Source organism: Thermaerobacter sp. PB12/4term (assembly GCF_003403315.2).
In the GTDB taxonomy this organism is placed as follows: domain Bacteria; phylum Bacillota; class Sulfobacillia; order Thermaerobacterales; family Thermaerobacteraceae; genus Thermaerobacter.
The window spans coordinates 713,917-726,664 of the sequence record NZ_CP048407.1 but is presented as its reverse complement, the minus strand read 5'-3'; the positions used below and the strand labels follow the sequence as shown (position 1 = coordinate 726,664).

Annotated in this window: 5 protein-coding genes; 3 read left to right on the top strand and 2 right to left on the bottom strand. The window is 73.6% G+C overall.

All coding sequences use genetic code 11. The features are described from left to right. Positions 1–13 precede the first annotated feature (13 nt). A complete protein-coding gene (locus DYI95_RS02960; RefSeq protein ID WP_116900887.1) occupies positions 14–1,309 on the bottom strand; it encodes an MFS transporter in 1,296 nt (431 codons plus the stop codon). 416 nt (positions 1,310–1,725) lie between these two features. Here DYI95_RS02960 and DYI95_RS12945 point away from each other — a divergent pair, with 416 nt between their 5' ends. The 3 genes from DYI95_RS12945 (at position 1,726) to DYI95_RS02945 (ending at position 10,762) form a co-directional block, all read left to right on the top strand. Then, positions 1,726–3,624, top strand: a complete 1,899-nt coding sequence (locus DYI95_RS12945; protein ID WP_116900888.1) for a spore coat protein — start codon at positions 1,726–1,728, stop codon at positions 3,622–3,624. Between the two features lie 375 nt (positions 3,625–3,999). Then, positions 4,000–5,181 (top strand): IS607 family element RNA-guided endonuclease TnpB, encoded by a 1,182-nt coding sequence (tnpB, locus tag DYI95_RS02950; protein WP_243149829.1) that lies wholly within the window; start codon positions 4,000–4,002, stop codon positions 5,179–5,181. A 739-nt stretch (positions 5,182–5,920) separates the two neighbouring features. Continuing rightward, positions 5,921–10,762, top strand: coding sequence for a glutamate synthase-related protein (locus DYI95_RS02945; protein ID WP_116900889.1), 4,842 nt, complete (start codon positions 5,921–5,923; stop codon positions 10,760–10,762). Positions 10,763–10,883: 121 nt separating this feature from the next. Here DYI95_RS02945 and DYI95_RS02940 read toward each other — a convergent pair whose 3' ends face one another. Next, complete coding sequence (locus DYI95_RS02940) at positions 10,884–12,407, bottom strand: carboxylesterase/lipase family protein (protein ID WP_116900890.1); 1,524 nt, start codon at positions 12,405–12,407, stop codon at positions 10,884–10,886. Positions 12,408–12,748: the final 341 nt, after the last annotated feature.

Here is a 12,748-nt window from a genome sequence, read left to right as displayed (position 1 = left end):
CGGCCGCCCCCCCTCACGAGGCCGTCCCGCCCGCCCCCCGCACCCGCAGGATGAACCAGGTCCCCAGCACCAGGAACACCAGCCCCACGGGGAAGAAGGCCGCCCAGCCCAGAAGGTCGACCACGGCGCCGTAGAGGGGCGGCGAGATGAGCCCCGCCACGGCGATGGCCAGATTCCAGAGCCCCGTGTAGGTCCCCAGGGTGCCGGGCGGCGCCAGGTTGACCAGGATCGGGTAGGCGTTGGTCATCAGCAGGGCCCAGCACAGGCCCGCCACGGCAAAGAGCACCGGGACCAGGGCCCCCGGCGGCTGCAGGGCTAGGGCGAAAAAGGCCAGGACGATGCCCGCGCTGCCCAGGCGGGTGGCCAGGAGCCGGCCGATGCGGTCGCCCAGGATGCCGGCAGGGATGGAGAGCAGGATGAAGGGCCCGGCGAAGTAGCCCAGCATGAAGGTGGCCTGCACCTGGCTCAGGCCCAGGGCTTCGGTGCCGTAGCGGGTGAACATGTTTTGGGCACCGTTGACGGCGGCCACCCAGGCCAGGGCCGCCAGCAGGAGCCAGAAGGCCCGGCGGTCGCTGGAGCGGGCCACGGCCCGCAGGGCCACCAGCAAATGGCCGCGCTGGGCCGGGGCGCCGTCGCCCGCCGGCACGGCGGCCGGTTCGTCCCCCTCGCTGCCGGCGAACCGGGCCAGGCGCCGCTCGGGCACCAGAAGGGCCACCAGGGCCAGCGACGCCAGCACCACCAGGGCCGCCTGGTCGAAGGGCAGGGTCCGGCCCCGGTCGAAGCTGGGCGAGAGGACGAAGATGGCCAGGATGGCCCCCAGCCCGCCCATCAGCATGATGATCCCGTTGGCCCGGGCGCGCTTGTCCGGCGGGGTGACGTCGGGCATCAGGGCGACGGCGGGGCTGGAGTAGACGCTGATGCCCACGTTCATGATCACCGTGGCCAGCAGCAGGAAGGCCAGGCTGTGCTCCCGGGGGATCAGGACGAGCCCCAGGGCCGTCAGGGGAACGCCTATAAATATGAAAGGCATTCGCCGGCCCAGGTGGGTGGACACCCGGTCGCTCAGCGCGCCGAAGTAGGGCTGGATCGTGGCGGCGGCCACGTTGTCCAGGATCATGATCAGGCCGATGAGGAAGTTGCTGGCCAGGTACTGCCCGTAGAAGTTGGGCAGGTACGCGTTGTAGAGGGTCCAGACCACCTGGATGCCCAGATAGCCGGTCCCCAGGATCACCACCCGCCACCAGCCGGCCCAGGGCTCGTCCCCCGGGCCGCCGGTGCGGCTCCCCATGTACGCCGGGTTGGCAGCCACCGCGACCCCTCTCCCCTTCCCCGCGATCCGGGCGGGTCCCCGGCCCCGGCCGGCGGGTTCCCGGTAGGGACCACCGGGCCGGCACTGCGGGCCGGTTCGGCCCAGTTCACCGCTTTCCCTTGGCGGCGCCGGCCGTTGGCTCCCGCTTCGTTGGCCGCCGGGGGCCGGTTCGACACCATAGGCGGCCGCCTTCGGCAGGGCCCGCCCTTGTTCGCCCGTGTCATGATGGGATTATTTCCCCGGCAATAGGGCGGTTCCCCCTCGGTGACGCCGGTTTCCCCTGGGACAGCCGGTCCCCCTTCGGTGCACCCTCTGCCAGAAACTGCTATCCTAGCCGTTCGCGGCCCCGAACACGCTTCCTCTTGAATGGCATCATGCGTTCCGCCGCGGGATGCGGCGGCCAAGGAGGGGGAAGGGTGCAGCGCACCGTCCACGAGGTCCTGGAGCTGCGGGACCTGATCGTCGCCTGCGATGCGGTGGCCAACAAGCTGCTCCACGCCGCCAGCACGGCCCGGGACGCCGATGTGGTCCAGATGCTGGGGGCGCACCAGCGGACCTTCCGCCAGCAGTGCCAGCAGCTCAAGCAGGCCCTGGCGGGCGAGGGCGGGCTGTACGGCCTGGAGGCCGCCCGCGACGGTGGAACCGGCTTCGCGGCGCCGCCCACCGGGCCGGCGACGGCTGCCTTCAGCCCGGGGGCTTTCGGCGGCGACGCGGGAGGTGCCGGCGGCCGGGGCGGCCCCGGCATGGGGGACTTCGGCGGCCCGGGGAGCCCCGGGGCGGGCGTTGGCTTCGGCACGGGGCCGGGTACGGCTCCCTTCGGGGCGGGCCCGGGGACCGTCCGCTACGGCTCTGCCGGTCCGGGCGCCGTGCCGGTGAGGGGCCCGGCCGGAGGCCCTGAACCGGCAACGCGGCCCGTTCATCCGGCAGAGGCCGGCGGTGCGCCGGGTTACCCGCCCACCGGTCCGGGCACCTACAGCTACCGGCCCGCGGCGGCGACCCCCGATCACCGCTACAGGGCGGGCGACCCGGCCGGCGACGGCCTGCGGCCTATCCGCGGCGGCAGCCCGGAGCTGGGCCCCCAGGGGGAAGGCGCCCGCGCGACCCAGCAGGCTCTGCGCCACCGGCCTGAGCTGGTGGGCTGGGAACCCGGGGCCGGCAACAACGAGGGCTGGCAGGCCGGGGCACGGCGGGAACCGGCGGGCCTGGAGGCCCGGGCAGGGGCAAGTGGCGGCGGTACCGCGACCCGGGCCCAGGGATCCGTGGCACCCGTGGCGCCGGGGAGCGTCACCGCCTTCGACCGGCCGGGCGCAGGCCGGGCCGAGGCCCTGGACCAGGCGGGTTACTGGCGCGCCGGGCTGGCAGGAGCCCGGGAGCCCGGCGTGGGCGGCTACGGCGACGTCGCGGGCGGCGGGCGGATGGAAGCCGGCTTCCTTGGCGGGCAGGGCCCGCGCAGGGCCGCAGAGGCGGGCGGCGCGGAACGGGGTGGTGCCGGCCTGCGCGAGCGAGGGGCACGGGCCAGCGGCGCCCCCGAAGCCGAAGCCTTCACCGCCGTGCGGCCCGTGGGGTACGGCCCCGGGGCAGCGGCCCAGGTCGCAGGCGGCCCGGTCCCGGTGGCCGAGGCAGGGCCCGGCTTCCGCGGTCACTGGACGGCCCAGGGCGGTCCGGAGGGAGGCCCCGGCACCGAAGGGATTCGCTTCGACTCGCCCCGGGTGGGGTTTGCGCCCGACTGGGCGCCCGCCCCGTGGAGCGGCCCGGCGGCCGGTTCGACCCCGCCGGCCCCGGCGGCCCCGGGAACCCGGCCGGGCCAGGGCCCCCAGCAGGCGGTGGGCTACACCGCGCCCCCGTCCGCCTGGATGCCGGAGGCGGCGCAGCAGGGGCCGGCTCAGGCCGCCGGCGTCCGCCTGGCCGATCCCGATGCCCTGGCCGTGGCGGACTGCCTGCAGGATTGCAAGCACATGGCCGTGCGGATGATGATCGCGGCCACCGAGGCGGCCGACCGGCACCTGCGCCGGACCCTGTACCAGATGGCGGGCCAGCACCTGGAGATGGCGGGACAGCACTACGAGTGGCTGCGGCGGCGGGGCCTCTACACCGTGCCCCCTGCGCCGGCCGACCTGATCCGCCACCTGGAGGACGACGTCCGGCGGACCGAAGAGGCCCTCAAGGTGGCGCCGGCCATGAACGGCGCCACCGGCGACGGGGCCCTTGGCACCATGGGGCACGGTGCGCCCGGGGGCGCCGTCAACACCAGCCTGGCGGGTTACCCGTCGGGCGGCCTGAAGGGAGCCTTCGGCGGGCAGCAGATCCGGAATTAGCCCGGCGGGCGGGCGGCGCGCAACGGGCCGTTCCGGTACGGCACGTACCGGAACGGCCCGCCGTTTATGCCGGTGCCCTGCACCGGCGCCGGTGGGGGTGCGGTGCCTTGGTGCGGTGCCGCCGCCGGGGTGGGTTGCCGCCCGCATCCTGTTACCCCCGGTTCACCGCCGGTGACCGTTCGCCGCCGCCCGTTGCCGTTCACCCCGCCCCACCGGCCGCTGGCCGGCACGGGGCCGAGAACAGCTAATGCGTTTCTTATCGTTTCTCGCCCAACGTCATCAAATCTTAGCATCCCCACCCCTCCTCGGCCGGCTCGTTGTCTAAGAACAGATGTTCTGATACGCTGTCCTTGGATGATTTTGGGGGGCTTCCCCATGCGTGTTTTGCAGGCGTACCGCTTCGCCCTCGGCCCCACACCCCGCCAGGAACGGGCGCTGGCCTCCCACGTGGGCGCCCGCCGCTTCGCCTTCAACTGGGGCCTGGCCCTGGTGAAGGAGCGCCTGGACGCCCGCGCCCGGGGCGAGGACGTGGAAGTACCATGGACCCTTCCCGCCCTGCGGCGGGAGTGGAACCGGCAAAAGCACGTCGTCGCCCCCTGGTGGCGGGAAAACTCGAAAGAGGCCTATTCCTCCGGCCTGGACGGGCTGGCCCGGGCCCTTCAGAACTGGTCAAAAAGCCGCAAGGGTGAACGCAAGGGACGCCGGGTGGGGTTCCCGCGCTTTCGGAAGAAGGGGCGGGGTCGTGAGTCCGTGCGGTTCACCACCGGCGCGATCCGGGTGGACGACCAAAGCCACGTCGTCCTGCCCCGGATCGGGCGGGTGAAGACCCACGAGCCGACCACGGCCCTGCTCCGGCGCATCGAAGCGGGAACGGCCCGCATCCTGTCGGCCACGGTCGCCCGGGAAGGGGGCCGGTGGTTCGTCAGCTTCACCTGCGAGGTGGAACGGCAGCCGGGCCGCCCCCGGTTCCCCTGGCGGGTGGTGGGCGTGGACGCGGGGGTGAAGTACCTGGCGGTCCTTTCGACGGGCGAGAAGTGGCCGAACCCCCGGTCCCTTGAAAAAGCCCTCCGAAAGATCGCCCGATCCAACCGCGCCCTGGCCCGGCGCCAGCGGGGAAGCCGACGGTGGCAGGAGGCGCTGTGCCGGCTGCAGCGGGCCTACGCCCGGGCGGCCCACATCCGGCAGGACGCCATCCACAAGCTGACCCACGATCTCGCCACCACCTACGGCGTGGTGGTGGTCGAGAATCTGCATGTGGCGGGCATGCTGAAGAACCGCCGGCTGGCCCGGGTGCTGGCCGATGCGGCCCTGGCGGAGATCCGCCGCCAGCTCAGGTATAAGTGTCCCTGGCACGGGGCGGTCCTGGTCGAAGCGCCGCCCTTCTATCCCAGCAGCAAGCGTTGCTCCCGGTGCGGCCCGGTCAAAACGTCGCTTCCGCTTTCGCAGCGAGTTTTCCACTGCGAGGAATGCGGGCTCGTGCTCGACCGGGACGAAAACGCGGCCCGAAATCTCGCAGCCCTGGTGGCCGCCGTCGCCGGGAGTGGCCCGGAGACGTAAAACGCCCGTGGACGGGATGGAAGACCTGCCGCAAGGCAGGCGATCCCGGAGGAAGCGGGAAGCCGGCTCCCGCTCATTGCCGGGTAAGACCGGCACCGTCGATCCGTGAGGATCGACTGCCTGAAACAGATGACGATGTTTCAGGTGACGGCAACTCTTCCGCCAGGGCCGGGCGCCATTTGCAAGTTACACATCATAAACTTTCTTAACGATCCCTTGACGGGGTCCCCGCGCACCGTATAATCATGCCTAAATATTCGTTTCCAATCTTCACCGAGCGAATCGCTCCGTGGACCAGCCCCGCAGTGCCGGACGATTCATCCCAAAATATGCGGACATATCCGGCATAACGTGGGCAGTTGGCCTGAACGATTGGACCCACCCGGGCCACAGGGTTCATACAATGGGCTGTATAACCGGTGGGCCGGCCCTGGTGAGTCCCTGCGCCATTGCGCGGTTCGTCCGCAAGATCCATGAAAGCAAACTTGCAAATGCCACCCGCCGCCGCAGGCCGCCGCCCAAAGTGGCACGCCAAGGGGCACGCCGGCCACGCAGGCGAGGGCGCCGGTCCGGATCCGGTCCGAGGCCCGGATCGAGGGAAGCCAGCCCACCGGTCCAGGGCCCGGGTCAAGGTCCCGGCCAGGGTCCGGTCCGGGGACCGCCCAGGAACCGGCCCAGGCCCCGTCCCCGGCTGGCGAGCGCCCACTCCGGCGGACCGGCGGGCAAAGGAGGGATCCCGATGCACCGGCAACCGCCCGATCCGACCCCCCACCCGGCCCGGCCCAGGCTGCCCGAGCACGACGCCTGCGGCGTCGGTTTCATCGCCACCCTGTCCGGCCGCCCGGACCCGTCCCTGGTGAGGCTGGGCCTCGAGGCGCTCCACCGGCTGCGGCACCGGGGCGGCGTGGCCGCCGACGGCACCACCGGCGACGGGGCGGGCGTGATGACGGAGATCCCCCGCCGCCTGCTGGCCCGCGAGCTGGCCGGGCGGGGCCTGCGCCTTCCGGCCGGCGACCTCTTCGCCCTGGCCGCCTGCTTCCTCCCCCAGCACCCGGCGGCCGCCGAACGCGCCCGGTCGCTTCTGGAGGCCAGCTGCCGCGACCAGGGCCTGGAGGTCCTGACCTGGCGTCCCGTGCCGGTGAACCCCCGGGTGCTGGGGCCCATCGCCGCCGCCAGCCAGCCGTCCATCTGGCACGCGGTGATCGTGCCCGGCCGGGGCGTGGCCCCGGGCCTCCCCTTCGACCGGGCCCTGTACCTGGCCCGGCGCGCCTTCGAGCGCCGGGTGGCCGGGTTCGACCCGCGGCCGTACGTGGCCTCCATGTCTTCGCGGACCGTGGTGTACAAGGGGCTTCTGATGGCTTCCGACCTGGACCGGTTCTACCTGGACCTGCAGGATCCCGACTTCGCCACGCGGTTCGTGATCTTCCACCAGCGCTACAGCACCAACACCACCCCCACCTGGGAGCGGGCCCAGCCCTTCCGGCTGCTGGGGCACAACGGGGAGATCAACACCCTCCAGGGCAACGTCAACGGCATCGCAGCCCGGGAGCCGTGGCTGGCGGTGCCGGACTGGCCGGAGCTGTCGCCGGAGGCGGTGGCGCCGGTGATCGACCCCTCGGGCTCCGACTCGGCCATGCTGGACAACGTGCTGGAGCTTTTGGTCCTGGCCGGCCGCGACGCCCGCCACGCCCTGATGATGCTGGTCCCCGAGGCCTGGGAGAAGGTGGCCGGCCTGCCCCCCGTGCTGCGGGACTTCTACCGGTTCCACGCCTGCCTGACCGAGCCGTGGGACGGGCCGGCGGCGCTGGTGTTCAGCGACGGCCGCTGGGTGGGGGCGCGGCTCGACCGCAACGGGCTGCGGCCCATGCGCTACACCGTGCTGAAGAGCGGGCTGGTGGTGGCGGCTTCCGAGGCGGGGGTGCTGGACGCCGAGCCGGCGGACGTGGACGAACACGGCAAGCTGGGGCCCGGCCAGATCATCGCCGTCGACCTGGTGACGGGCCGGTTCCTCCGCGATGAGGAGGTCAAGGCGGAGGTGGCCGCCCGCCGCCCCTACGGGCGCTGGGTGGAGCAGATCGTGGCGGCGCCGGCAGCGGCCGCGGCTGCCGGCGGCCCATCCCCCGCTCCCCTCCCGCCCCTGGCCGCCTTCGGCTGGACGCGGGAGGAGCTGACGGTCGTCGTGCGGCCCATGGTGGAGACCGGCAAGGAGCCCGACGGCTCCATGGGCGACGACACGCCCCATGCCGTCCTCTCCCTGGTGCACCGGCCGCTGCACCACTACTTCCGCCAGCGCTTTGCCCAGGTGACCAACCCGCCCATCGACCACCTGCGGGAGGAGCTGGTCTTCTCGCTGGCGGTGCGGCTGGGCCGCCACCCCAACCTCCTGGTGGAGGAACCGGCCCAGGCGCGGGTCATCGAGCTGCCCGGGCCCGTGCTGACCGAGTCCCAGATGGCCTGGCTGCGGCAGGTGGGCTCCCTGGCCCCCGGCGCCGGAGGGTTCCGGGTGGCCGAGCTTTCCATGCTCTTCCCCGCCACCGGCCCGGCGGCCCTGGAGCCGGCCCTGGACGCCCTCTGCCGCCAGGCCGAGGCGGCGGTGGATGCCGGTTCGTCCATCCTGATCCTGACGGACCGGGGCGTGGGGCCGGACCAGGCGCCCATCCCCGCCCTGCTGGCCGTGGGGGCGGTCCACCATCACCTGCTGCGGGCGGGCAAGCGGGCCCTGGCCTCCCTGGTGGTGGAAAGCGGCGAGCCGCGGGACGTCCACCACTTCGCCGCCCTGGTCGGGTACGGGGCCTCGGCGGTCCACCCGTACCTGGCGCTGGCCGTGGCCCGGGAGATGGGCGGCGACCAGGGCGCCCTGCGGTTCATCCAGGCGGTGGAGGCCGGCCTCAAGAAGGTCATGTCCAAGATGGGCATCTCCACCCTGGACGCCTACCAGGGGGCCCAGATCTTCGAGGCCATCGGCCTGGACCGGGCGGTGGTCGAACGCTGCTTCACCGGCACGCCTTGCGCGGTGGGCGGCAACGGGCTGCGGGAGCTGGCGGAGGACGTGCTCTACTGGCACCGGCAGGGGTACCCGGCCGCCGGGGCCCAAGGCGGGCTCCACGAAGGCGCCGGGGTCCAGCCGGCGAGCGGGTCCCGGGAAGGCGCCGAAGCCGGGACTACGGCCGTGCTGCAGAAAGGCGCCGGGGCCCGGGCGGTGAGCGGGCCCCAGGCAGGCGCCGAGGCCCAGCCGGGTGCCGGGTCGCCGCCCGGGGCCGTCCCGGGCGAGGCCGCCGGCGGCCACGAACTGGCTGCGACCGCCGCCGACGGGTACGGGTTCTTTAAGTTCAAGAAGGACGGGGAGCTTCACGAGTTCAACCCGGAGGTGGTCCGCGCCCTGCACGAGGCGGTGCGGGCGGCGGCCAAGCCCCGGCCGGGGGTGCTGGACGGCGACTTCCTGGCCTCCTACGAGCACTACCGCCGCTTCAGCCGGCTGGTGCACGACCGGCCGCCAAGCCAGCTGCGGGACCTGCTGGATTTCCGCCCGGACCGGCCGCCGGTTCCTCTGGACGAGGTGGAGCCGGTGGAGGCCATCGTGCGCCGGTTCTCCACGGGCGCCATGTCGGTGGGCGCCCTCTCGCCCGAAGCCCACGAGAACCTGGCCATCGCCATGAACCGCCTGGGCGGCCGCTCCAACTCCGGCGAGGGCGGCGAGGACCCGGCCCGCTACGGCACGGAGCGCAACAGCGCAGTGAAGCAGGTGGCCTCGGGGCGCTTCGGCGTCACCCCCGCCTACCTGGCGTCGGCGGTGGAGATCCAGATCAAGATGGCCCAGGGCTCCAAGCCCGGCGAGGGCGGGCAGATCCCCGGCCACAAGGTGACGGAGCTGATCGCCCGGCTGCGGCACACGGTGCCGGGGGTGCCCCTGATCTCCCCGCCGCCGCACCACGACATCTACTCCATCGAAGACCTGGCCCAGCTGATCTACGACCTCAAGCAGGCCAACCCGGAGGCCCTGATCTCCGTCAAGCTGGTGGCCGAGACGGGGGTCGGCATCATCGCCGCCGGGGTCGCCAAGGGTTACGCCGACATCGTGGTGATCAGCGGGCACAGCGGGGGCACGGGATCGTCGCCCTTGAGCTCCATCAAGCACGCCGGCCTGCCCTGGGAGCTGGGGCTGGCGGAGACCCAGGCCATGCTGGTGGCCACGGGCCTGCGCAGCCGGGTGACGGTGCGGGTCGACGGCGGCCTGAAGACCGGCCGGGACGTGCTGGTGGCGGCCCTGCTGGGCGCCGACGAGTACTCCTTCGGCACCTCCGCCCTGGTGGCCGAGGGCTGCGTCATGGCCCGGGCCTGCCACACCAACACCTGCCCGGTGGGCATCGCCACCCAGGCGGAGCGGCTGCGCCAGCGGTTCCCGGGCACCCCCGAGCACGTGATGAACTACTTCCTCTACATGGCCCAGGAGGTGCGGGAACTCTTGGCGGGGCTCGGGTACCGGTCCCTGGACGAGGTGATCGGCCGGGCGGACCTGCTGGTGCAAAAGCCGGCGTCCCTGCCCCGGGCGGAGCGGATCGACCTGTCGGGGCTGCTGGTCCCGGCGGCGCCGGCGGGAACCGGGGCGGCGGGGGCGGCGCCGGCTGCGGGAACCGCCGGGCCGGCGCGGGCGACAGGTGCCCCGGGGACCGCGGCGCCGGACGAACCGGCTCCCGTCCTGCGGCGGCTCCAGCTGCGCAACCCCCTGCCGGACGACGACAACCTGGCCCGCCGCATCGCCGCGGAACTCGAGCCCTACATCGAGCGGCGGCGCCCGGTCCGGCGCAGCTACACCATCCGCAACACGGACCGCACGGTGGGTGCCACCGTGGCCTGGGCCATCGCGCGCCGCTACGGCGACCAGGGGCTGCCGCCCGGCACGCTGCACCTGTCCTTCCGGGGCGTGGCGGGCCAGTCCTTCGGCGCCTTCTGCATCGGCGGCCTGCACCTAGAGCTAACGGGCCTGGCCAACGACTACGTGGGCAAGGGCATGGCCGGCGGCGAGATCGTCATCCGGCCGGAACCCGGTACCCCCGCCGACCCCGCCCGCAACGTGGTGGTGGGCAACACCGTGCTCTACGGGGCTACGGGCGGCGCCCTCTTCTGCGCCGGGGCGGCGGGCGAGCGGCTGGCGGTGCGCAACAGCGGCGCCGTGGCTGTGGTGGAGGGGGCGGGCGATCACGCCTGCGAGTACATGACGGGCGGCACCGTGGTGATCCTGGGCCCCACCGGCCGCAACCTGGGCGCCGGCATGACGGGCGGCACCGCCTTCGTCTACGATCCCCACGGCGCCCTGGCCACCCGCCACCACGCCCCGTCGGTGGAACTGTTCCGGCTGCCTGAGGTGCCCAGCCCCGCCGCCCTGGAGGCGGCCCGGGAGACCCTGCACGGCCTGGTGGTGCTCCACGCCCGCCGGACCGGCAGCGCCCGGGCCCGGGAACTGCTGGCCCAGTGGGACCGGGTTCTTCCCCACTTCTGGTGGGTGGTCCCCAGGGCCTCCCGAGAGCGGATCCTGAAGGAGACAGCATTGGTCCTGCCGGCGGTGGCCGCCGGCCTGGACTGAGGCGGCCTGTCCACGGGCACGCCACACCCCCCGATGCACGGCAGCGGGCCGGGTTCATCCCCGGCCCGCTCCGGTTTGGCGGTGCTCTGCTGCCGGTGCCGGCTCGCGGCGCGGCGCCCGCTCACGACGCCGGCCCCGCCACCTCCGCCCAGACTTGGCGCTCCTCCCGCCAGGGATCGCGCTCCACATGAGCTTCCGGCCCCGGCCCGAAGACCATGACCGCCCGGTCCTGCAGGTCATAGGGCGGCCAGGAAGGCAGGCCCCCGTGCTGGGGGTTGCCGTCCCGGGCAAAGGCGATCCACGCCCGGTGCATGGCCTGGGCGATGGTATGCCGTTCGGGCGCCGTGCCGGTGAAGCGGTCGGCTCCGGCCCGGTCCAGGGTGTTGAACACGAAGGGGATCTCCAGGGCGTGGCAGGCGCCCAGCACGCCGCCCAGCACCGGCGTGGCGTAGTCGAACCGGTAGACCCAGACGGGCGCCCCCGCCCGCGCCTGGGCATCGGCGGTGGCCAGCATCCCGCGGACGAACACGGCGTAGCTCATGAGGGGCAGCAGCCGCCGCCCCAGGGGGCCCTCTCCGCGGCTCCGGTAAAAATCCACGAGCGGCCCGGCGGCGGCGCCCACCACGGCCTCCACCTGCCGGCGCAGGGCGGCTTCGTCATCCCCCAGCCACACGGGGTCCATCAGGGCGAACAGGTTGTACTCGTCCCGGTTGACGCCGGTCAGGGTGGCCACGTCCCGCGCCGCCCCCCGCGCCAGGGCGGCCAGCGGGTGCTCGGGCAGGACTGTGCCGTCGATCACCGGCCCCACGGGCAGGCCCGGCCCCAGGGCCGCCAGGGCGTCGACCCAGGCGCGGGCGGGCAGGGCGTAGAGGGCGTCCCGCCGGCCGGGTTCGACCCCGGCATTTTGCAGCACCCGGGCCGCCACCCGGGCGGCCGATTCGGGGCTGCGCACCCCCAGGGCGCCCGAGCCGCTCTGCAGGATGGCCCGGTGGAACAGGCCGCGGGCCGCCGGCACCGCCATCAGCACCCCCACGCTGCCCGCCCCCGCCGACTCGCCGAAGATGGTCACCCGGTCGGGATCCCCGCCGAAGGCGGCGATGTTCTCCTTCACCCAGCGCAGGGCGGCCACCTGGTCCAGGATGCCCAGGTTGCCCGAGCCGGCGAAATCGGGGCCGAAGGCCTCCTCCAGGTACAAGAAGCCCAGGGCGCCCAGGCGGTAGTTGATGGTGACCACCACCACGTCGCCTTCCCGGGCGAAGGAGCTGCCGTCATACCAGGGGATGAACCCGGCTCCCGTCAGGTAGGCGCCGCCGTGGATCCACACCAGCACGGGCCGCCGGCCCTGGGGCGAGGGCGACCAGATGTTGAGGTAGAGGCAGTCTTCATCCTGGGGCAGGGTGCCGCCGCCGGTGATGTTGCTGATGAGGCGGTCGTCGGGCTGGACGGCGGCGGGCCCGAAGCGGGTGGCGTCGCGCACGCCCTGCCAGGGTTCGGGCGGTTCCGGCGGCCGGAAGCGCCGCTCGCCCACCGGCGGCCGGGCAAAGGGAACGCCCTTCCACACGCACACCGTGCCGTCGGTCTGGCCCCGGAGGGCGCCGTAGCGCGTCTCGACGATGATCTCTTGGAGCCCATGGGCACCGGTCACGGGCCTCTCCCCCCTCGTCGTGGGCGGCAGATGTTGACAGGCGGGGTTTCCTTCGGCAGGCGGGCGGGAAAGGCCTGCCGGCATCGATATCGCCCGGCGTGTGCGCTAGGGGGGGCTGGCAGGGCCGGCGCGCGGTTCCACGCCCGGTTGCACGCGGGGCAGGAGTGTCCCGCGCGGTGGCCGGGGAAGGCTCGCTGCCGAAGGCAGGAACGGCCCCTCAGACCGCTGCCAGGTGGGGATCAACCGTCAGACTGGCGGCGGGCAGGCCTAGGAAGGAGCACCGGGCGGGCGGGTCCAGCCCGTCATGCCGCCGCCTTCACTCGGAGCCGGAGCCGCCACCG

Excerpts from the sequence above, each read along its gene's own strand:
- tnpB (WP_243149829.1), top strand. The coding sequence starts at position 4,000 with ATGCGTGTTTTGCAGGCGTACCGCTTCGCCCTCGGCCCCACACCCCGC.
- DYI95_RS02945 (WP_116900889.1), top strand. The coding sequence starts at position 5,921 with ATGCACCGGCAACCGCCCGATCCGACCCCCCACCCGGCCCGGCCCAGG.